Raw genomic sequence first — 24044 nt, 5'->3', positions numbered from 1 at the left:
TTTTCATTTATAAGTTTTTCACATCAATATAGCTATTATAACAGTTCTAAGTCTTGTGATACTTCTCCATGTAGATTTAAAATAAAGTTTGAGTAAAAACATCTTTTAAAAACGTTTTTTATAGCTAATTAAAAAGATTCATTTTGAATAAATTTTAATCAAAATGAATCTTTTTCTTTTTAAATGAACTTTCATTTTTATAAAAAAGGTTGTTCAAAACTCCCTTAGAATTCTTTACTTGAAGTGATAAAGAATCATATCTTTTTTATAAACATCACGACTTTATTTCAAATATAAACTACATAGTAAGAATTAAACCTAAATTAATAAATAAGAGTAATTCTATAAAATTTATTTTTTGGATTTACTCTAGCTATCTTCCCAATCTAAATTAAATAACTCATTAAGCTTTTCTATTTTTTTATTATTTACATCAACAGTATTTAAATTTGCTGATTCATTTTGAAAAACCTTATTAGGACTGTTTAATTCTAAGACTTGTGAAATCTGATTCGGTAAGGTAATAACTTCTGCCTTCACATTAGCTTGTTTTAACTTTTCTGATTGTCCGTATAAATGAGGGAAATAACTTTCAGCAACAATTTGATTATAGAGTGCTTCGTAGTGAGTCTTCTGAGCTGTCACTTTAGATAGTTGTTCTTTTAATTGCTGCATTTCTAACTGCATTTTTGGCATTGATTCTTCAAGTGTTGCTAATTTTTTAGCGTCTGTATAGAGATCACTAATAATGTTTAATAACTTTGCAATCTCATTTTTTAATTCTATTGTATTAGTACCATATTTTAAAAACAATTCTTCAACACTAGGAATAGTTATAATCCCACTCTCATCTAGCTTAGGGATATGAACCGGTGAATTTAAATGATTTATAAATTCTTTCATTCGCCTACTCCAAGTATTCCTCCCTATTCCCGTTTCCTTTTCTAATAATAGCGATGTTAATTTAAGATTAGGTTGTTTATATTTAACTTCTAAAGCAATTTGCTTTAAATCCTCATCAGACCATTTTTGGGGTTTACCTCTTTTAGCATTTACCATTCATATCACCTGCAATATTAGCATCTACTTTAGATTTCAATTCCATATAATATTGTAACCTTTTGGCTGCTGATTTTCTTTCAACTGTATTTAAGTCATAACCATGTCTTTGTGGCAATGAAAATAAACTTTCTAAAAGTGAAATAGCTTCTTCAATTCGCTGTTTTAAATCTTCAGAATGACTAGATAGCCACTTAATAGCATCGTCTTTTTCATTTATACTAGGTGAGAAAATATATTTTGGACAAAACTCGCAAAACTCAATACAAGTATTTGGGAAATTCTCTTTAAGCTCTGAACATAAGCCGTATTGAACTCTACCTACGTGTATTTCGGTTATCTTCTCTCTCTCAATGTTAGATTTATGAACAATATATTTTTTCCATCCTATGATAGAATTGTCCATTCTATAGCCAACCTCTGTTTCAAGCTTTAGTTGAGCCAGCCTATATACATACGATTGCACGAAATGTTTAGCATGACTAAAATAACCTTGCGTAACTTTAAGTTCCGTATGACCAGCTAGTGTAGCGATATTGTGCATACTAAAACCTTGCAAACACATATTGATGATAGCAAAATGACGAGTATCACCAGCTTTCACGCGTTCTAAATTGTATCGTCCATATTTCTCTTCTACGATTAATTTATAGAATCGATCTTTTAAATCAAGAAAATTTCGTAAATTCATTATCGGATTCTGCTTTTTTCTTTTAACTTTATAATTTAAGCTGAACATTTCTGATGGAAAAAAATATTCGGAGTAAGGAAAATACATATTTACCTTTTCCCTGACTTCTACTAAAAATTGATATGTTTTCTGGTCAATTACAACTGAATCATACTTCATAGAAAAGCCAATGGTTGCAGACTTATTTTTTATTCGCGGAACCGAAAGTGTATAGGGTTCATTTTTACTGTCATCATAAGATAGGCAATCTTTTTTGAGTTTTAGAAGTTCACTTGGGCGTATAGGCAATGTATTAGTAAGTAGCCACCAGACTAAAATTGGCGTGTAACTTATAGTTTCTTCTACAGTATGATTTTTAAAATAATGGTTAATGATATCATCTAATTCAAGTACATCTTGAAAATCAGGTAAATCTCTGGATGTTTGAGGGTATTTAGGCATATTTGAGCAAATATTAAGGATTTCTTGATAATTATCAATCCTATAGAAATCGATAAAATTAGACGTAGCATTAACCATATGATAACCACAGTATTTATACTTCTCAATATTCTCAGCTAGTACACTTTTTAATTGAGTTAAATTTTCAAAGCCTTGCGAACTAAGTATAATCTTTCGTAATGAAGTTAACTCATCATAAATAGTTTTAGGCCTCTTACCTGATATAAGCCTGAGCAACATATAAAACTTTAAATGTTCATTAATTTTTGGATAACTAATTAAATCAAACCTTATTTGTAAATTTAATTGTGATAAAGGATCATAAACAAACCATTGATTTTCTTCAAAAGAGTTACTTTTTATAACCTCACTTTCGACTAAACCATCAAAAATCTGTTTATAGTCTTTTAATAACAAATCATCTTTAGAAATTTGTTGAATAGATTCTATCTTATAAAAACTCGATTCATTTAAAAGCTTTCTAATTTCCATATTCAACTCCTGGCAAATAGATTTTGTGAGCATATCGCTTCAATAAACCATTGATTTGATTAACATCTACATAAGCTTTTACATAACTTTTACCGAAAGTGTTATTAGCTTCACTCAGTATCAATAAACATTGCAGTAGAAAGCGACTTTGCCTTTTTAAAAGATTTTCATTATCACTTCCCTGTATTGAAGTTAGGAGTCTTAGAATCTCCTGATTTAATTGAATTAGAATCAAATTTTGTGGAAGGACATATTCACAATACATGCAATTCATTAAAGCTGGATAAGCACAATTTGGAAATACTAAACATTGTGCATGTTCAATTTTAGATGGCATAGAATAAATTGATATTTTCGAAAACAACTCATGTAATTGCTGTTTATTTAAACGCATAACTTGATGTATAACTTTTAATCGCTTTTCATAGATTGCTTTCATTACTTCCACAACCGAATCATTATCAGTCTCCTCTATAAAGGCAGGGGTTAAATAATCAGAAACATAAGCAGCTATTGACTCAATTTCCTTAAGAGAAAAATGTTCTTTTACTTCTTCCACAATAGTTGTTCTATCTTCTAGGCTTAAGGTTTTATAGTTATCGGTATACGTAAATCTTAATAATTGCTCATATAACCACCCAAAATTTCCTCTTCGAAAAATATTGATAGAAACCCTTCCAATGGAGCCATCTTTATTCATTAGCTGTATATAAGTTTTTGTGGTATCTTCGTTTTTATGTGACCTTGCATTTTTTGCTAAAGTTAGTGCTAGTTCAGAATCAAAGGCATCTCCTTCAGTTACTGATCCATATAAGTATGTTGCCAAAGAACGGTTCATTATTAAGCTACTAAATCTAAACCCTTCAAACTCTTTATAACCTTCAAAGAAATTTGAATGTGTTCCTCTTCTACCTTGGGTTTTAGTTTTACGATACTTGCCTTCAATAAAAGTTTCTAACTGTAATGTATTAGTTTCTCTTAATCGCTCCGATAAAACTAATGCATAAGCTAGTGGTTTCTCCAAGTTTGAAGGTACTAAGAAAGTAAGTATCTCATTAGTTTTAGATGCCCGCTTATTTCTAAAAGCAAGATACAAAGTTTTAATTATCATTTGAATTTGATGTTCATTTAATGTGAAATTTTCAGTGTGAAAATTTGATTCTTGAATGCCAAGTTCTTTTAAATTTAAGTTGGGTGTATTACGAATTAAATCACTTCCTCGTATAAAGTCACAGCATAATAAAGTAACGTACACCCACATATTTGCATACGGTCTGCTATTAAGACTTTTTTCGATATGAAGTTCTATATTTTGTACATGCTTATATATTTGATTAAAAGTTGAAGCCGAATAAATTTCCTGTTCTTTATTTTTATTCTTTTGAACAGCTAACAATTTATTCTTTTGAGGTATATTTTTTTGATCTAATGCATACGACAGAAACCTAGTAAATAACAGTCTTTCTTTTGAAGTAAACAAACCTTCTTTTAATGATAATTGATTTAATTCCTCTATATCGCTTTTGAAAATTTCTCTAGATAAGTTTCTTTGGAGTTTGTTATGAAAATTAATAAATTGACTAATAGTACCTGTTTTATGAGCTGTAGATCCTGTACATTTATTAAAGTAAGCTCGTGAATACGTTATAAATAAAGTTCGAGTATCCATAAACAAATTATTTTGTTGTGTTTCGTTAGATATTTTATTTATCGCATATTCACAGTCAATCTCTACAATACTATCACGCTCATTTATAAACTGTTTGTATTTCATTAGGTCTTCTTTAGGGATAAATAATCGACCATTTATTTTTTTTACATTTATTTTTTGGGTAGAGTTTTTTGAATAAAGATGTTTATAGATCGTATGAATACTCCTACCAAGAATCTCCGAAGCTTCTTTAATTGAATAATAATCTTTATTCAATTGAATCATAGCCCTTCAACCTCCTTTCAATAAGCTTAGGAATGTATTTCTCATGCATATTATCTAATTTCTCTTCAATTTTTTTGTGCATTCGTGGTGTTGAAGCCATATAAGAGAGTGCAGATTCTAAACTAGAATCACCTCGTAAATGTGCAATTTCATAAGGGTTTTGTGCTTCATTTGCAATAAGATTTGTAAATGTTCCCCGTCCTATATGCGTAGACCATTTAATACTTTTTAAATGCTGGGATACTAAGCGATGTTCAATATTATTTGAAGTTTCTAAGGTGGATATTAATTTAATTTTACATTTTTCGAAGTACTGTCTATAGCTTCTACCAGACATCGGTTGTTCATCGGTGTTTAAAAACAAAGCATTAGTTTGTTTAGAGGAGTATAACCTTAAATGCTGTCGAATCAAGGTCGTTCCCCAACCATTCACATCTAACGCTACCTGAGATCGTGTCTTCTTTACTGAGGCATGCTCTTTTAAATCTGTTCTGAAATTTTGGTTTTCTATTTTTAATATCAACTCTTTATTTGCTATGGATTTTGAAATTTGTGTACGCTTTAAATTAACTACTTCTGAAACTCGCAGTCCTCCAAATATTTGTAGATATATTCCTAAAGCGATTCTGGGAGTGTGTGTAGAGGCAATCTCTAAAAATAATGGTATATATTCAAATGGTAAAATGTGTTCAATTTCTTTGACTTTCTTTTTTGGATAAACCACTGTAAAAGGAGATTTATAATATAACGTATTGTGTTCGCTTTTTTCTTGTTTAAAATCAGTTAAACTAACTTTTGAGAATAGTAATTTTTTTATTCCCCAAGTATAGAAGTGCACTAGGGTTCTTTCAGCGTCTTTAACAGTATCTTGGGAAACCCCATTGGTACCCAACCAATTTAAGTATGCTGAGCCATGTGAAATAGTCACTTCTGTTAAATTTTTGATTTTCAAACTTGGATAATATTTTATTAAGTAGTTTAAAAACTTCACTATATTTGTAGCATGCTTTTTCTGAGTATTAAATGACTTATACCCCCATCTTTCAATAATAAAATTACTAAGGTGATGAATTACATATGTGTCTTTTTTGATGTTTTTAAGGGCAATTAATGAAATATGTTGTTTCTCTTTAACTGTTTGGTTTTCTTCAATTACATAATCAATCCAAATTGGCTGTATTATAAATTTAAAGTTTTCATTCACACTTTTTACTGAGATTAATTCCCCCATTAACTTTCCTCCCTTATTAATTATGTACAATGCATTTTAAAGTTTATCATCTCCCTATACCCTTGTGAAACCTAATAATTAAATTTATTTGAATTCATTTAATATTGAGTATATTTTTATTGTACATTATTATGGAGATACGCTGGTCGTGAAGGTGAATTAGTAGCTCGTTGGATTATTGATAAAGTTAGAATTAATAAGCCGATTAAACGTCTATGGATTTCATCTGTTACCGATAAAGCAATCAAAGATGGCTTTGCCAATTTGAAGCCAGGTAAAGCGTACGACAATTTATACGCTTCAGCTGTTGCCCGTTCGGAAGCTGACTGGTATATCGGCCTTAACGCAACACGTGCATTAACTACAAGATTCAATGCACAATTAAATTGCGGTCGTGTCCAAACACCTACTGTAGCAATTATTGCAGGGCGTGAGGACGAAATTAAAAACTTCAAAGCACAAACCTACTACGGTATTGAAGCACAAACAACAGAGAAGTTAAAGCTCACTTGGCAAGATGCGAAAGGCAATAGCCGCAGCTTTAATAAAGAAAAAATTGATGCGATTGTGAAAAAATTAGGAAAGCAAAATGCGACTGTAGTAGAAATTGAGAAAAAACCTAAGAAGTCGTTTGCTCCTGGTCTTTATGACTTAACAGAGTTACAACGTGATGCAAATAAAATTTTTGGTTATTCTGCAAAAGAAACATTAAATATTATGCAGAAACTTTATGAACAGCACAAAGTATTAACATATCCGCGTACAGATTCACGTTATATCTCATCTGACATTGTAGGAACACTTCCAGAACGTCTGAAAGCTTGCGGAGTAGGTGAGTATCGTTCTTTAGCTAATAAAGTCTTAACGAAACCAATCAAAGCTTCTAAATCTTTTGTTGATGATAGTAAAGTAAGTGATCACCATGCAATCATTCCAACAGAAAGCTATGTAAACTTCTCAGCTTTCGCAGATAAGGAGCGCAAAATTTACGATTTAGTTGTAAAACGTTTCTTAGCAGTTTTATTCCCTGCCTTCGAATACGAACAACTAACGTTACGTGCAAAGATCGGTGATGAAAATTTTGTCGCACGCGGCAAAACAATTGTGAATTCTGGCTGGAAAGAAGTATATGAAAATCGCTTTGAAGATGACGATGCAGTAGACGACTTGAAGGAACAAATTTTACCTCGCATCGAAAAAGGCGATACATTAAACGTAAAACTAATTGCAGGGACAGCTGGTCAAACGAAGCCACCTGCACGCTTTAATGAAGCGACATTACTTTCAGCAATGGAAAATCCAACAAAGTACATGGACACGCAAAACAAACAGCTTGCAGACACATTAAAATCAACCGGCGGACTAGGTACAGTTGCTACGCGTGCTGACATTATTGATAAATTGTTCAATTCGTTCTTAATTGAAAAACGTGGTAAAGACATTCACATTACATCAAAAGGCCGTCAATTACTGGATTTAGTACCAGAAGAGTTAAAATCCCCTACACTAACTGCTGAGTGGGAGCAAAAACTTGAGGCCATTGCGAAAGGCAAATTGAAAAAAGAAGTATTTATTTCCGAAATGAAAAACTACACAAAAGAAATTGTTTCCGAAATTAAATCGAGCGATAAAAAATATAAGCACGACAACATTTCCACAAAAACTTGCCCAGACTGCGGCAAACCAATACTAGAAGTAAACGGTAAAAAAGGAAAAATGCTTGTATGCCAAGATCGTGAATGCGGCCATCGTAAAAATGTATCCCGCACGACAAACGCACGCTGCCCGCAATGTAAGAAAAAACTAGAACTTCGCGGTGAAGGAGAAGGCCAAATCTTCGCATGTAAATGCGGCTATCGCGAAAAGCTTTCTACATTCCAAGAACGTCGTAAAAAAGAATCAGGTAACAAAGCAGATAAACGTGCCGTTCAAAAATACATGAAACAGCAACAACAGCAGGAAGAACCTCTGAATAATGCATTAGCAGAAGCATTAAAGAAATTGAAGTTTGATTAAAAGGAGTTGGCTTGCCAACTCCTTTTTCCATGCCCACTAATATATCGGCGCTTCGACGTTATTCAACATAACTCTTCATAAACAAAAGGTTCCTACCAATTGGCAGGAACCTTTTGTTATTAATGAATTATCTTACTTCCTTTTGCATTTTCTACAAACTTTTCGCTCGACTTATTAATTGGCTTTTTCAGGGCCAAGGCAATAATAAGCATGACAACTACCCATATACATAATACGAGAAGGTCTTTCCATACAATACCCCAAAGCATCCCACCCACTGTCTCACGAATAATACGAATTGCATACGTAAACGGCAGGAATGGATAAAGCGCTTGGAAGAACTTCGGCGTCATTTGAATTGGGAATGTTCCCCCTGAACCAGCAACTTGTAATACAAGTAACACGATTGCCATAGATTTACCGATGTTTCCAAATACAGAAACAAGTGAGTATACAATACAAACGAACACTCCAGCAATTAACATGCTAAATAGGACAAACCAGAATTTATCAACTACATAAGTGCCCAGTATGAACATATCTCCCATTGCTACGATAAATGCCTGAGCAAGACCGACCGTTAAGAATGTTAAGAAACGGCCGAAGTAAATTTGATAACTTTTATACTCCGCATCTTCCTCATGTACTTCTACTGTTAATAATGACACCATGAGCAATGCCCCTACCCATAACGCTAACACTGTGTAGAACGGCGACATCGCTGAACCGTAGTTTGGAATTGGGTATAATTTGTTCTCTTTTAAGTTTACTGGACTTGCGAAATAATCACTTTGTTTCTCGACATCATGTTTTAATAAACGAATGATGTCTTTTAAATCTTCTTGTGATTCAAATTCGCGAATTTTATTAGCAATTTCTTTAATTTTCTTCTCAGCTTCTGGAAGCTCTGCTTTTACTTTTTCAACTTTGTCTTTGCCAAGAACTAACCCTTTTGATGCATCCTCTAATAACTTCTTCACATCAGGCAACTTTGCATTCGCTGTGTTTAAAACATCTGCTGTGTTTTTGTTTATTCTTTTCGTTTTAGCAATTGCATCGTTGAAACTTGGAACAATTTCAGAGTCGTATCGATCTAAAATACCACCTAATGTGTTGGATGCCCCTTTAGATAGGGAGTTTAAACTTTCTACAATATCTTTTGCAGGTCGTTCTCCTTTATTGATCATATCAATGCCTTTGTTCGCTACATCTATTCCCTTTTGCATTGTTGCTTTTATATCATTTAATTTTGCTACCTTCTCAGGAATAGTTGTCGTTTTCCCCGCGTCACCAGCAAGCTTATCTGCGCTATTTAATACAGGGATAATTCCGTCAATCAGATTAATTCCCTTTTGAAGCTGAGATTGAACGTCGTATAGTCCTTGTTTCATCGGTTCTAAAGTTCCTTTATCACCTACACCGTTATCAAGGATATTCATCGCATTATTTGTAGCATTAATAACACTATCTCCAAGCCCTTCAGCCTCTTTTGCCGCACTATCGATTCGGTTTAAATCATTTTCAATGGACTGCTTATTCTTATTGAGATCATTCGCTGCTTCTGTTATTGCTTTTGACTTTTTCTTGATTGCATTTAATGATTCTTTTAATTGTTCTAATTCTTTAATACGCACATCTTTATCAGGTTGATTAGAATCCTGTAAGCTTTTAATAGCTATATCAATCTGGTCGATAGCTCCTGTAGATAATTGATCTATTCCTTCAACAATCGGTTTGAGTTCTTCCGCAGTTGGTGCTTTATTTAAAACTTTTCTTGCCCTATCTGTATAACCAGGAATCTTTTGCGAAACTTCCTTTATTCCATTCACCATTCCTTGCACAGATTTAATTTGCTCTTTCATCGTTTCCTTATTTACATTTTTCAACGGATCTTTTAATAAATCCGTAATCTGCACCGTACCATCAGCAGCTTTTTTCGCATACGTTAAGTCTCTCTTAATCGCCGCTGGTGCCTCATCCAACGTTTGATCATTTGCTGCAAAGAACGAATCTAAATTTTTCGTTAGCTGCTGGCTATCTTGAATAATACTTTCAACCTTTGGCATCGTATCTTGTGCTGTTTTGACAAGATCCTGCGCTGTGCCAGCATCTGTTAATGCTGTATCCACCACTTTATTGATTTCTGGCATTTGCGCTTCTAATTTGAAAACGAGATCTTTTACCTTTTCGATACTTGGTAAGTTTGTTTCTAAATCAATGCCAAGTTCATTAAAGATTTTGAAAATCTCACCATTTGCTGTTTTGACAAAATTTTTGCCTATTTCTTCAACAATACCAGACGCACCTTTTGAAGTGATTTTTGGTGCAATGGCATTTACCTTTTCATTTACATAGTATTGAATCTCTGGCTTTTGCGGATTCTCATCCAATACCGTTGCAATTTTTTCTGAGAAGTCTTTTGGAATCGTAATGCTTGCGTAATAATCACCATGCTTCACGCCATGTATCGCTGTCTTCTCATCAACGAATTTCCAACCGAGGTTTTTATTTTTTTTTAGGGAATCCACGACTTCTTTCCCTATATTAATGTCTTTCCCTCGTAGATTTGCACCTTTGTCTTCATTAGTTATTGCAATGGGAACATCTTTCGTATTCCCATAAGGGTCCCACGAGGCTTCAATATTAAACCACGCATAGAGCGATGGTAAAATCGTAAGCCCTATGATGATAACAATTGCAGCCCAGTGCCTTGCTACATTCCTTATGTCTGTCGTATAAATACGCCATATTTGTTTCATATTATTAATCACCTAATCATATGTTTTTTCTTTTTTCCAAGTTCATACATACATTTCGCCATTATAACATTATTTTTAGAAAACTTTAACTGAAACGATGTATATGTTAGTTCATCACCAAACGAGAGGGGGACATATAGATGTACACTCCGCTTTCCGCAGGTGAGAGCAACCTGCGGGGTCTCACAGGAGTCGCCACTCTCCGTTACGCGTATTAAAAATGATTCATTTTCAAAAAAACAATCCCATGTTACGGTGCTGAACCGTATACGGTCCTAAAAAACTGTATACATCATTATATGATAATTCCAATGAAATATACAAACAAATTGACCGTTTTAGTTTTACGTTCAATATTGAAGATTATATATGAAATGTAATAAAAAAGGCAACCACTCCGTATTTTGTACGGTGGTTGCCTTTTCATTACATGCTAATTTGAACTTCAACACCAAAATGGTCTGATATTACTTCTCGGTTTATCCCATTAAAAATGACTTTAGAAGAAGTAACTTGTACAGCTTGATTGCTTAAAATAAGATCGATACGTAAATTCTGCTTATTCTCATCCCATCCAGCAATCTTTCCTTGCACTGTTGTTCCTTCGTCTTTTCGTTCTGCTAATTGATATGTGTCATATAAACCTTTTTGCATGAGATAGTCATAGCCCTCATTTTGCATGCGTGCATTGTTATTGAAGTCACCCATTAAGAACGACAACTCATTATCCTCTACACGATGCAATAAACGATCTACTTGCTTCTGAAATGGTTCTTCTTCATCATTCCACCAGCCGAGGTGACAAGAATAAAATGTCACCGGCTGATTGTAATAAGAAAGCGTAACGCTTACAATTTTTCGTGTTTTCCAGTACGTTGTGTCGGTACTATCTGATACGAAAAATGAATCACTCTTTTTAATAGAATGCTTTGTTAAAATAGCTAAACCTTCTTCATACACATCGTAGCCAATATGAGCAAAGTCCCATACAACGTCATATTTTGCCGCGCCAAGCTTCTCTAACTCCGCTTGTAATAAGCGTCCAAAATTATCGTCTTTCATGTTTCCAGATACATCTCTGGCCGCAATTGACTGACTTACCTCTTGCAATGCGATAACATCATAGTCATTTTCCTGAATCGTTTTTGCTAAATAATGAATCTTTGCAATTTGCTCATCTTCTTGCCATGAATGACAGTTTAGTGTTAATAATTTCATTTCTTATATCCCTAAAATATCTTGAATATCTGATTTTAATACGTCAGCTTTTGGACCATATACAGCTTGTACACCTTTATCTTTTACAATTAATCCAAGTGCGCCGTTCTTCTTCCACTCTGCTTCTTTTGCAACAATATCTAAGTCTTTTACTGTCACACGTAAACGCGTCATACAAGCATCTACATCGGCAATGTTGTCTTTCCCACCTAACAACGCGATAACCGCTGCTGCTAATGAGCCTTCTTTTACACTTGCTGCTGCTACTTCTTCAGTACCGTCTTCATTATCAATGTAGTTACCAGCACGTCCTGGTGTTGGTAAGTTGAACTTTTTAATTAAGAAGTTGAAGATTGTAAAGTTTAATCCAAAGAAGATAGCTGATACAACAAAGAAGTTAATAAGATCTCTTGTTAATCCAGCCTTTACAATCATTGGTGTACGAGTTAATAACTCAATAAAACCAAATGCATGAACGCGTAAATTAATAATATCTGCTAATGCAAATGCTACACCAGTGATAACTGCATACACAACATATAATACTGGAGCGATAAACATAAACATAAATTCAATCGGCTCTGTAACCCCAGTTAAAAATACCGCTAATGCTGCTGAGAAGAACATTGGTTTATATTTATGACGTTTTTCTACATCTACGTTGCGGTACATCGCAAATGCGATACCAATTAATGATGCAGTTGAACCGATAACTTGTCCTACTTTGAAACGTGCAGGAACAACGCTATTTAATAAGTCATGATATGCCTTCATATCACCTTTAGTAATTAAGTTATTTAAGTCTGTAATCCATGCAAGCCATAATGGATCTTGTCCCGCTACAACTTGTCCTGCCTTAGCACCTGTTAAGATTGTGTACGATCCGCCAAGCGCTGTATAGTTCATTGGAATCGTTAACATATGATGTAATCCAAATGGTAATAATAAACGTTCTAATGTTCCGTATACAAACGGTGCAACTATTGGTGCGCTATCTTTTGAAGCTGCAATCCAGCGTCCAAATTCGTTTAATCCACTTTGAATGAATGGCCATACGAATGATAAAATAATAGCAGTGATTGTAGAACCAACGATTACTACAAATGGTACGAAACGTTTTCCGTTAAAGAAAGCTAATGCTTGTGGTAATTTATTATAGTTATAATATTTATTGTATAGCGTAGCTCCTAAGAAACCTGAAATAATCCCTACGAAAACTCCCATGTTAAGTGCTGGTGCACCAAGAACAGAAGTAAAGTAATCTTTTACAAGTAAATCTCCCGCTAATAAGGAAGAGACTTTCGCTTTTTGATCCACTAACATTGCAGCGTTCACACCAAAAATTGCCCCTGTAATTCGGTTTGTTAATATGAATGCTAACAATGCTGCAAAAGCACCGCCTGCACGATCCTTCGCCCAAGATCCCCCAATTGCTACAGCGAATAAAATATGTAAGTTTACAATAATCGCCCAACCGATATCTTCCATAACTCTAGCAATCGTTTGTACTGCAGTTACATCCCCAGCAGACATACCGATTAGTTTACCAATGGAAATCATTAAACCAGCAGCCGGCATAACCGCAACTACTACTAGTAAAGCTTTCCCAAACTTTTGCCAAAAATCAAAAGATGCAAGCTTCTTCATTTTTTGTTCCTCCTTTTTCTAACTTAGTCCCTCATGTATAAGTAATAATTGCTTATCCCCTTTACGAAAACGTTTGCGTAATCGTTTTCATAAATATATTTTAATAAAAGCGTTTTCATATTGCAATAATAATTTTATAAAAAATATAAATTTTTATAAAAAAAAGATGCTATATCAGCATCTTTTTCTATTATTTAACACGATAAATCCTTGTTTCAAATGGTTGTAAAGTAATTGTTGTCACTGCTTCATGAGCTTCTACTTTATAGTTATTTAAAAGCAAACGATTGCATTCTAACTTGAATAAAGTCTCTTCATATACAGCTTCACTCTTTGATATATTGCTAATAACAACGACTTTTTCATCACCTAGCGTACGTGTATACGCATAAATTTGTGGATGATCTTCTAAAAGTAAATCGTACGTTCCATACGTAAACACTTCATGTTCTTTTTTCAGTGTAACCATCTTTTTATAGAAATTCAAAATAGAATTTTCGTTTACTTGCTGCGCTTCGACATTAATTTCTTTATAATTTGGATTCATCCCAAACCATGGCGTACCTGTTGTAAAGCCAGCATTTTCTTCGCTGTTCCACTGCATCGGCGTACGTGAGTTATCGCGGCAAGATGCCCAAATAATCTCCATAATGTCTTGATGAGGTACTCCCTCTTCAATCTTTTGACGATATAAGTTCTTAATCGCCACATCATCATAATCTTCAATACGCGGGAACTGAACATTCGTCATCCCGATTTCTTGCCCTTGATAAATGAACGGTGTGCCCTGCATAAAGAAATACATTGCCCCTAAAGCTGTTGCACTTTCGCGCCAATATTGTTTGTCATCCCCCCAAGTAGAGACAATACGAGGTTTATCATGATTCTCAATATACAGCGCATTCCATCCTTTATTCTCCAAACCTTTTTGCCACTTCGTTAACACTTTTTTAAGGCCTACAACATCAAGTTCTTTTTTCTTTTCTGCATCCCATAAGCTTAAATGCTCAAATTGGAATACCATATTGAACTTCCCTTGCTCTTCTCCAACCCAAAGCTCAGCATCTTCAATTTTCACGCCATTTGCTTCGCCAACAGTCATAATATCGTATTTAGCAAACGTGTTTGCTTTTAACTCTTCTAAAAGCGGCTGAATCCCTTTAACATTCATATGCTTATCGAAAGAAGGCACATACTTTAACCCTTTCGGATTCGGCATATCCTTGAATCCATCTTCCTTCTTAATGTGACTAATCGCATCAACACGGAAGCCGTCAATTCCTTTATCAAGCCACCAATTCACTGTGTCATATAAAACTTGGCGCACTTCTTCGTTTTCCCAATTTAAATCTGGTTGCTTACGTGAGAACAGATGTAAGTAATATTGGCCTGTTGCCTCATCATACTCCCAAGCAGATCCGTTAAAAATACTTTCCCAGTTATTCGGTTCTTTTCCATTTTTCCCATCGCGCCATATATACCAATCACGCTTTGGATTATCCTTAGAAGAACGCGATTCAATAAACCAAGGATGCTCATCACTTGAATGATTAATAACTAAATCAATAATCAGCTTCATATCACGCTTATGCACTTCTGCTAATAATTCATCAAAATCTGCCATCGTACCAAATTCGTCCATAATATCTTGATAATCACTAATATCATAGCCGTTATCATCGTTTGGCGATTTATACATTGGACAAATCCAAATTACATCAATGCCCAGATCTTTTAAATAGTCTAACTTTGAGATCATTCCTTGCAAATCTCCGATACCATCACCATTTGAATCCATAAAACTGCGCGGGTAAATTTGATAAGCTACAGCTTCTTTCCACCACGTTTTGTTCATAGCTCCTTCTCTCCTTTTTGCACAAGGTTATGCAAACGTTTTCGTAACACTATCATAACAAAATATAAAGAGTTTGCAACGATAAATTTTATATTATTACTAAATATATATATGTATGATTAGTCTGAAACAAAGTGAAACTTTTATCCCACTATTTGATAACGCCAAAAAAGTCCTTTATAACATATAAAGAACTTTCATTATAGAAAATAGGAAAAGAAAGATGAACAATCAGTTTTGTTATTGCTACCTTCTTTTTACTTTCCTTACTATTTATTATTTTCACATCGAACTTTCTTCAAAATAAGTCGGATCATGTATGGTAATTTTTTTATCCAGAATTGTGACGATACAATCATTTTTTAGTTGCTTTAATACCCCACTAACCGTCTCCCGAGATGTCCCGGATATTTTAGAAATTTCAATTGTTGTGAGAGGACATGAAATTAAAATTTCTTCTCCCGCTGCCTCTCCTAAATCGTTCATCAAGTAACCTAATGTTTGTATGACGCGATCTTGGGCATTTGGAATTGTAATATTTTGGACTCGTTTTTCATTTATTTTCAATATAGAAGATAGCTCCTGAACCATATACATAAGCTGCTTTTGATTTGATTTCACCATATCCTCAAAGATAGAAGTGGGAATATAGTACACATCGACGTCTGTCATTGCTATAGCAGTATAATTATATGACGCATCTGTAAACATACCGCAATAAGGAAAAATAGAAAAACGCTTTATATAATCTTCATATAACAAATTACCGCTTTGATTCGCTCGCTCTAATTTAACAAATCCATCTAACATCAGGTAAATTCTTTCTCTTGAATCACCTTCTAAAAATAAAAATTGGCCCTTTTTATAGGTTCGCCAATAAACAAGCTCTGCTAAACTTTTTAATTTCTTATCTGATAGATCAGCAAATAATTCAAATTGCTTTAAGTCTTCAACTATATTTCGTCTTTGCATGAAACGTCCTCTCTCTTTCTATAAAGTGAAACTTCCATCAGTTGAGGATGTCCTCGCCCTATTTTATTCGCTTCTCTTTGAATCTTGAGGTGAGAGTTCCCACGAATAGTAGGATAAGTTATAATGCAGCATAAAGAAAGCGCCTTCAAAAATTATTTTATCATAATAAAACGCTGTATTTTCCCTTTATGAATGAATACTTTATGAACTTCTTATATATTTACATATAAAAAGAATGAAGCATGTCACTTCATTCTTTTTATGTACAAATATATAGATTTTACTTGGAAATGATGGTACCCGCAGTCTCTTCTAACGCTTCATATACCTTTTCCAATGAAGTAATAATTGTTTTTCGTTTTGGATCTGTATTCGCAAAGTTAATAGCTGCTTGAATTTTCGGAAGCATACTTCCAGGTGCAAATTGATTTTCTTCTATATACTGCGCTAGCTCATCCACTTTAACATGCTCTAGCTTCTTCTGATCTGGTGTATTGAAGTTTACATACACATAATCAACTGCAGTTAAAATAACGAGAATATCAGCATCTACTAATTCAGATAATTTTTGAGCAGCAAAATCTTTATCTATAACAGCCTCCGTTCCTATTAATCCATCTTTTGAATCAATAACTGGAATGCCTCCGCCTCCAACAGCGATGACAATATCACCGTCCTCTACCAATGCATTAATCACTTTATGTTCGTGAATGCTTACCGGTTTTGGCGATGGAACAACACGTCGCCAGCCACGTCCTGCATCTTCTTTAAATGTCGCTTTTGTTGTCTCCATTAACTTCCGTGCTTCTTCTTCTGTATAAAAGGGACCAATTGGTTTTGTTGGATTTTCGAACGCCTCATCCTTTTCATCCACCTCAACCCGAGTGATTACCGTTACTACATCTTTTTCGATACCCCGCTTTTTCAATGCCTTTTCAATTGCATTCTCCATCCAATACCCGATCATCCCTTGACTCATTGCACCGCAAGTATCTAATGGCATGGCAGGTGTTTTGTCCGTTTCTGCTGCTTTTTGCTGCAATAAGATGTTACCTACCTGCGGACCATTCCCATGTGCAATGACAACGTCTACATTATTTTCCATGATTTTAACCAATTGTTCTGCCGTTCTTTCTAATGCTTCTTGTTGTGCCTGTGCAGAAGCATCTCCAGATTGGATTGCATTTCCTCCTAGTGCAACGACGATTTTTTTTCTTGTCATTTTGTAACCCTCCATTTCTTTTCAAAAGAGTTTTTTAAAGAGTAATACCGCCTGTAGCCAATTGATAAATCGCAAACAGTGCTAAAATTCCAATAACTATCGAGGAAATAAGCTCGACACGAGTAAAGATTTGTTTTGAATTTGTTTGCTTTTGAACTTTGTAAAAGATATAAATTCCTGGTGCATATAATGTCATAGTCAGCAATAAATAATTTAAACCCGCTGCATAAATTAACCAAATCCCGTACATACTCGCAACTAAACCAATGACAATATTTCTTGTACGATCTTTCTCTTGAGACTGCAAACTATACTTAAATTGATAGAATGCTGAAAAAGCATACGGAATTAAAATTGCCGAAGAAGCGAGCGAAAATGCAAAGTGATAAGCTTGATCTGAAACAACAAATGTCAACAAGAACACTTGAATCAGACCATTTGTTAACCATAATGCATTGGCAGGAGCCTTATTTTCATTTTCCTTCGCAAACCATTTTGGAAATACGCCGTCTTTAGCAGCCAAGTAAGGAATTTCAGATGCTAATAACGTCCAGCCTAACCAAGCACCTAATACAGAAATAATTAAACCTAAATTAATAAAGATAGCTCCCCATTTTCCGACAACGCTTTCAAATAAATAGGCCATTGCAGGACTTTTTAAATTCGCAACATCAGCCTGCTTCATAATCCCTAATGATAATAGTGTCAGAAGAATGTATATAATAAGAGTTCCTATTAATCCAATAACCGTTGCTTTCCCAACATCACTTCGACTTTTTGCACGACTTGATAAGACGACAGCTCCTTCTACCCCAATAAACACCCAAAGTGTGACAAGCATTGTACTTTTAACTTGGCTTCCTACATCCGCCCATGAAAAAGCAGCACCTTGCCCCCAAAATCCATCTACGAAAATATCAATATGGAAAGCAAATATCCCTACAACAATAAATACAAAGACTGGTACTAACTTTGCAATTGTTGTTACTAAATTCACAAGTGCCGCTGAGTGTACACCGCGTAAAATCATCATATGAACACACCATAGTAATATACTTGCTCCAATAATCGATGCTACATTTTGCCCACCTTCAAAAATCGGGAAAAAATAACCTAGTGAAGCAAATAATAACGTACCGTAAGCTACATTTCCGAGCCAAGCGGATAGCCAGTATCCCCAGGCACTATTAAACCCCATGAAATTACCAAATCCAGCTTTTGCATAACTAAAAATCCCACCATCTAAATCCGGTCTTTTCACTGTTAAATTTTGAAACGCCAATCCAAGAGAAACCATTCCGATACCTGTTATAACCCAACCAATAATAATTGCCCCTGCACCTGCACCCTTTGCCATATCACTTGCTAAGTTAAATGCTCCGCCTCCGATCATGGAGCCTACAACAAGCGCGGTCAAAGTAAACAGTCCTAATTTTTTTTCTTCCCCCATTACACTCACCTCTCTTTTATCAGATAGGACTAAAGTGAAACTTTAATCAGTGGGGGGGTTCTTCATCCCCACTGATTATTAGTTGAACCAATCGGGCTTTTACAGGCAGTTTATCTCCCACCTTAACTTCTTTAAGAAAAGTGGAGGCGGCTCGCTCAGAATCGCAGGACGCCCACGCCCAGGGCAGAGAGGCACTTTTTGCCTCGTCCGAGGGGACGAAACGACCGGAGATTCTAGCCGCTAGAGCTAGACAATGCTTTCACCTAGTTTTGAGGTGGGAGTATTATTGCCCGTTAACGCGGGATAAAGTGAAACTTCTATTAATAGAGGGATAAAGAAGGAGGAATCTCCTCCTTCTTTATTCCATATTTCCTAAAGTAGCTGCCATAACCGCTTTAATTGTATGCATTCTATTTTCCGCTTGATCAAAGACTTTTGAATGCTTACTGCGGAATACTTCATCACTTACCTCCATTTCTTTTATGCCATATTTTTCATATATTTCCTCTCCATACAATGTTTCTACATCATGAAATGCAGGTAAACAATGTAAGAAAATCATATTTTCATTTCCAGTCTTTTTAACCATTTCCATGTTCACTTGATATGGAGTAAGAAGTTCAATACGTTCAGCAAACTTATCCTCTTCACCCATAGATACCCATACATCTGTATAAATAACATCGGCACCTGCTACAGCTTCATCCACATTGCTCGTTACCATAATCCGGTCACTATACTTTTTAGCAGTATCAATGATTTCCTGTGCTGGGAATAGTGACTCTGGAGTACAAATGCGCACCTCCATTCCTACCATTGAACCGCCGACTAATAAGCTATTCGCCACATTGTTACGTCCATCTCCGACGTAGACGAGCTTAATATCCTTTAATTTTCCGAGGTGCTCTTTTATTGTTAACAAATCTGCAAGTGTTTGTGTCGGATGCCACATGTCTGTTAAGCCATTCCATACTGGCACACCTGAATTATTTGCTAGAGATTGTACTGTTTCATGGGAAAATCCACGGAATTCAATACCGTCAAACATACGTCCTAACACTTTTGCTGTATCTTCAACCGATTCTTTCTTTCCTAGCTGAATATCATTTTTACCTAGGTATTCAGGACTTGCCCCTAAATCTGTACACGCTACCGTAAATGCACAACGGGTACGAGTTGAAGTTTTTTCAAATAAAAGAGCCACATTTTTGCCTTCTAAATAATGATGCGGGATACCGTTTTTCTTTTTCTCTTTTAATTCTGCCGCTAAATCAATAAGATATAATAATTCTTCCTCTGTAAAATCTTTTTCCGCAAGAAAACTTCTTCCTTTTAAGTTTGGTTTTGTCATCATCATCACTCATCCCTACTTTCTCCTGAATTTATCCTAGATATCTTTTCGAACAATCGGCATACTCATGCAACGTGGACCCCCACGGCCGCGAGATAATTCCGAACTTAATACTTCCACAACCTCTATACCATGCTCTCGTAATAAAGCATTGGATACATAGTTGCGATCATATGTAACAACTACACCCGGTGCAATTGCTAGTGTATTGGATCCATCGTTCCATTGTTCACGGGCAGAAGCAATCGCATCTCCTCCTCCGCAAGGAATAAGAACTAATTCACTCAAACCTAACACTTCTTTTAAAGCCTCAGTTAAAGATGTACGGTGAGTAATATTGAGAACTTCTTCACTCTCTCCTTTTTCTAAAATGTAAATATTCATATTACCTTTTGAATCTTGAATAGCTGGATGAATTGTAAATTTATCGTAATCAACCATTGTAAATACTGTATCTAAATGCATAAACGCACGGCATTTTGGAATCTCTATTGCTAGTACTTTCTTAATTTTATTTTGTCGACTAAATAGATTTTTTGCTAAGCGCTCAATCGCTTTAGCTGATGATCTAGCTGATACGCCAATCGCAATTGTTTCCTCATTTAAGATCAGCTCATCGCCACCTTCAATTGGAAACTCATAATTACGATCTAACCAAACTGGTACATTGTGACTCGCAAAGCGTGGATGATGTTTAATGATATATTCCATAAACAACGATTCACGTCTCCGTGCTGGTTCTCTCATTTTGTTAATTGTTAAACCGCTACCTATACTAGCTGCTGGGTCACGAGTAAAATATAGATTTGGCATTGGATCTAAATAAAATGGATAATGATCTTCCATTAATTCATACAGGTGGGTCTTTTTACTAGTTTCAATTTCGTTTTTACGTACGCCCCCCATAATTTTTTGAATCATTTCTTCATTTGAAAAGGAAAGTAAATATTCTTTTAAATTCTGGTATGCACCATTTACGTCAGCCTGTCCTTCTTTTAAAATACGATCAACAAATTCTTCACGAAGTTTTTTACCAACTAACGCCTCAGCTGCTAGTGTTTCTAAATAAAGAACTTCGACACCCCGATTGCGTAATGTTTGCGCAAAATAATCATGTTCTTTTTGAATAATTGGTAAATATGGAATATCGTCAAATAATAATTGTTGCAAATAATCTGGCGTTAAGTTTTCCACTTCTTTACCAGGACGTTTTAGTAAAACTGTTTCTAATTCTCCAATTTCTGAAGTAACATGTATCGGATGTTTCATTTGTTGTACCTCCTTTTAAATTTGTTTGATGTCTACAAATACATAATAAACAGAATGCACATATCGATTTGTGAAAACGCTAACAATTTTAAGTGAAATATTTCACAAATTATTTTTTAAAACATATATGTAATTGTATTTTTATAAGGTATTTCATTTCATAATTAAATAATGGGGTAAAATATTACGTATATTAGCTGTATAATTGCCTCTATTTTTGATTTAAAATTTTTATCTCGTATTCTCATACAGTGAAACTTTCTCCTGTTAGACGCTTTCCCTCACAAGAAGTTAGCCCTCCCAATCGAGTGCATACCAGCAGTTTATCTCAAAATCTTGAGGTGAGAGTATTACTGCTCACAAATAGCGGGATACAGTTCAGTAAAAGCAAAAAGGCTGTTCTAATTTCCATTAGAAACAGCCTTCTCATTTATATGTATAAATATATTTTGGAGCCCACTACTTTCTCCCTTTATTGTTACTTCGTATGTGACACATTCTATGCATAGCTAGGTACTCTCACCCACCTAAAAAGAATGCTTTTATGTCGTTTTTTTAACTTGTATCTACATAATCAAACCCAATCTATCTTTTATAATCTCCCTATCTACTTTTGATCGAGAAATTACAAGACATGTATCATTCCCACATATACATCCTACTTTTTCTTTCCAGTCTAAAGAATCTAGTAAAGCACCGATAACATGGGCATTCCCAGGCAAAGTTTTAATAACAATCAGTTGTTCTACATAATCGATTTTTTCAACCACTTCTCTTATTTTTTTCTTTAGCTGTATATCTGTTCGCTGGTTCTCTTCTATAAAAACCTTATATATCGCTACTCCTTTTGAAGAAGCTCCTTTTACTAAATTTAATTCATGAATATCTCGAGAAACCGTTGCTTGTGTAACCAATACATCACGTTCCTGTAACAACTCTACCAATTTTTCTTGTGTATCTATTTCATTCTCTCTCACCAATTGTTTAATTAGTTGTTGTCTTTTCTCTTTTTTCATGAAAGGCACCCCCTCTAACATTATATCTTGCTATAATTTTCATCTGAAAGAGATAAAGATAAATGTTGCGGAAACGTTCATATTTTTATTTTTATAACAAGTTTTTCGTTTACATCCTCTGCATCATCTATAGCAAAATAAAAAGGAAGAACAATCATCGTTCTTCCCTATATCATAAACTGTGCAATTGTCTTTTTTAACTCTCCTGCGCGCTTCTCTAAATCTTTTGATAGTTGATCAATGGATATCATATTTTCAGATTGCTTCATCGTTAAACGGACAACTTCTTGTGCTCCTGCCGAGGTTTCTTCAACAATCGCTGCTACTTCCTTCGTTTGTACACCAGTTTCATGAATATAATTCATCTGTTCTTTCATATAACCGCCGATTTTTTGAATTGCATCCGCTACTTCCATAATACTCTCTGTCATGTCTTTCAAAATGAGTTCCGTTGTTTCTCCTCGTTTCGCTTCTTCCCTTGCTGTTTTCACCTGATCTGTCATTTGCATAGAAACACGGTTCACTTCGTTTTGCATATCATGCAACAATTTTGAAATATTTTGTGCTGAACTTGCGCTTTCGTCTGCCAATTTTCGTACCTCTTCAGCAACAACTGCAAATCCTCTCCCATGCTCCCCAGCACGAGCTGCCTCAATCGATGCATTTAATGCTAACAAATTTGTCTGACTAGCAATCTCACTCACTAACGAAACGATATGCCCTACTTGTTTTGTATGTTCTTCTAACTTTTGTACACTTTTCATCGATTGCTCGTTTTCTTTCGCTAACATTTGAATTCCTTCAATAAGCGATACAAAGACACGTGTACTTTGCCCGAGCGCCTGCACCATTTGCGAAGATAATTCATCAGACTGCTTTGCTTTTTCTTCTACTTCACTTGCAATCGAAATTGTCGCATCGACTGTAGAAACAATTGTTTGAATAGAAGCAGCTGATTGCTCTGCTCCTACAGAAATTTCAGTAAGCGTTTCCGATACACCTTGTGCTTGTTTCGTTGCCTCTCCCGTTTGCTCACGAATTTGCTGCACTTGATGGTTTGTATATGTAAATGTCGTATCAATATTCTCCACCATTTTCCGCAAATTTCCAAGCATCGCATTAAAAGCGACACTTAAAGAACGGATCTCATCATCTGCTTTTGGAAGCGAAACATCTTCACGAATATCACCATTCGCCGCTTTATGAGCAGCCTCCTCAAGCTTTCGAAGCGGTTTAATAAGAAAATCTGCTGCAAAATATGCCAAAATCCCTGACCAAATAACCCCTAATATCATTACAACAATATTGTATATAGTTTGATTTACATATTCATGAACATAATCATATACAACATAAATGAAAATTAAACTTGTTGAATACGTAATAAGCGCTAATACCGTTATAAAAAACATTAACTGT

Annotated in this window: 15 protein-coding genes and 2 pseudogenes; 1 reads left to right on the top strand and 16 read right to left on the bottom strand. The window is 34.8% G+C overall.

Annotated features, from left to right (window positions below):
* Positions 1-369 precede the first annotated feature (369 nt).
* From PLX19_RS11945 to PLX19_RS11930, 4 genes are read right to left on the bottom strand one after another with little or no spacing between them, the layout of a single operon-like run.
* The gene (locus PLX19_RS11945) at positions 370-1059 is read right to left on the bottom strand and encodes a hypothetical protein (protein WP_272188830.1); all 690 of its coding nucleotides are present in this window, start codon (positions 1057-1059) and stop codon (positions 370-372) included.
* Positions 1046-2683, bottom strand: a complete 1638-nt coding sequence (locus tag PLX19_RS11940; protein ID WP_272188829.1) for a site-specific integrase — start codon at positions 2681-2683, stop codon at positions 1046-1048. The genes PLX19_RS11945 and PLX19_RS11940 overlap by 14 nt, the downstream gene beginning before the upstream one ends.
* Positions 2673-4619, bottom strand: coding sequence for a helix-turn-helix domain-containing protein (locus PLX19_RS11935; protein ID WP_272188827.1), 1947 nt, complete (start codon positions 4617-4619; stop codon positions 2673-2675). The genes PLX19_RS11940 and PLX19_RS11935 overlap by 11 nt, the downstream gene beginning before the upstream one ends.
* The gene (locus PLX19_RS11930; protein ID WP_272188826.1) at positions 4603-5850 is read right to left on the bottom strand and encodes a tyrosine-type recombinase/integrase; all 1248 of its coding nucleotides are present in this window, start codon (positions 5848-5850) and stop codon (positions 4603-4605) included. The genes PLX19_RS11935 and PLX19_RS11930 overlap by 17 nt, the downstream gene beginning before the upstream one ends.
* Positions 5851-5991: 141 nt before the next feature.
* Here PLX19_RS11930 and PLX19_RS11925 point away from each other — a divergent pair.
* A pseudogene (locus PLX19_RS11925) lies at positions 5992-7866 on the top strand (DNA topoisomerase III); the annotation flags it as partial.
* Between the two features lie 119 nt (positions 7867-7985).
* Here the strand turns inward: PLX19_RS11925 and PLX19_RS11920 are convergent.
* From PLX19_RS11920 to PLX19_RS26195, 12 genes and pseudogenes are all read right to left on the bottom strand, one after another.
* Positions 7986-10625 carry a YhgE/Pip domain-containing protein gene (locus PLX19_RS11920; protein ID WP_272188825.1) on the bottom strand — a complete coding sequence of 880 codons (2640 nt, stop codon included), beginning with the start codon at positions 10623-10625 and terminating at the stop codon, positions 7986-7988.
* A gap of 426 nt (positions 10626-11051) precedes the next feature.
* The gene (locus tag PLX19_RS11915; protein ID WP_272188824.1) at positions 11052-11843 is read right to left on the bottom strand and encodes an endonuclease/exonuclease/phosphatase family protein; all 792 of its coding nucleotides are present in this window, start codon (positions 11841-11843) and stop codon (positions 11052-11054) included.
* Between the two features lie 3 nt (positions 11844-11846).
* Positions 11847-13490 (bottom strand): PTS transporter subunit IIBC, encoded by a 1644-nt coding sequence (locus tag PLX19_RS11910; protein ID WP_272188823.1) that lies wholly within the window; start codon positions 13488-13490, stop codon positions 11847-11849.
* Between the two features lie 190 nt (positions 13491-13680).
* Positions 13681-15345 carry a glycoside hydrolase family 13 protein gene (locus tag PLX19_RS11905; RefSeq protein ID WP_272188822.1) on the bottom strand — a complete coding sequence of 555 codons (1665 nt, stop codon included), beginning with the start codon at positions 15343-15345 and terminating at the stop codon, positions 13681-13683.
* A gap of 282 nt (positions 15346-15627) precedes the next feature.
* The gene (locus PLX19_RS11900) at positions 15628-16317 is read right to left on the bottom strand and encodes a Crp/Fnr family transcriptional regulator (RefSeq protein WP_272188821.1); all 690 of its coding nucleotides are present in this window, start codon (positions 16315-16317) and stop codon (positions 15628-15630) included.
* Positions 16318-16597: 280 nt separating this feature from the next.
* Positions 16598-17539: a carbamate kinase gene (gene arcC / locus PLX19_RS11895; protein ID WP_272188820.1), complete on the bottom strand. Its 942-nt coding sequence runs from the start codon at positions 17537-17539 to the stop codon at positions 16598-16600.
* A 34-nt stretch (positions 17540-17573) separates the two neighbouring features.
* The gene (gene arcD / locus PLX19_RS11890) at positions 17574-18989 is read right to left on the bottom strand and encodes an arginine-ornithine antiporter (RefSeq protein WP_272188818.1); all 1416 of its coding nucleotides are present in this window, start codon (positions 18987-18989) and stop codon (positions 17574-17576) included.
* Between the two features lie 358 nt (positions 18990-19347).
* The gene (gene argF, locus PLX19_RS11885) at positions 19348-20346 is read right to left on the bottom strand and encodes an ornithine carbamoyltransferase (protein ID WP_272188817.1); all 999 of its coding nucleotides are present in this window, start codon (positions 20344-20346) and stop codon (positions 19348-19350) included.
* A 30-nt stretch (positions 20347-20376) separates the two neighbouring features.
* Positions 20377-21609 (bottom strand): arginine deiminase, encoded by a 1233-nt coding sequence (gene arcA / locus PLX19_RS11880; protein ID WP_272188816.1) that lies wholly within the window; start codon positions 21607-21609, stop codon positions 20377-20379.
* Positions 21610-22175: 566 nt separating this feature from the next.
* Positions 22176-22625: an arginine repressor gene (gene argR / locus PLX19_RS11875; protein ID WP_272188815.1), complete on the bottom strand. Its 450-nt coding sequence runs from the start codon at positions 22623-22625 to the stop codon at positions 22176-22178.
* 167 nt (positions 22626-22792) lie between these two features.
* Entirely contained in the window at positions 22793-23719 is a 927-nt protein-coding gene (locus PLX19_RS11870; RefSeq protein ID WP_429757354.1) for a methyl-accepting chemotaxis protein, read from the bottom strand.
* A gap of 15 nt (positions 23720-23734) precedes the next feature.
* A pseudogene (locus tag PLX19_RS26195) lies at positions 23735-23920 on the bottom strand (HAMP domain-containing protein); the annotation flags it as partial.
* Between the last annotated feature and the right edge of the window lie 124 nt (positions 23921-24044).

The sequence above is a fragment of the Bacillus sp. BP-3 genome (assembly GCF_028401955.1).
In the GTDB taxonomy this organism is placed as follows: Bacteria; Bacillota; Bacilli; order Bacillales; family Bacillaceae_G; genus Bacillus_A.
This window is presented reverse-complemented; position numbering and strand designations above follow the sequence as displayed.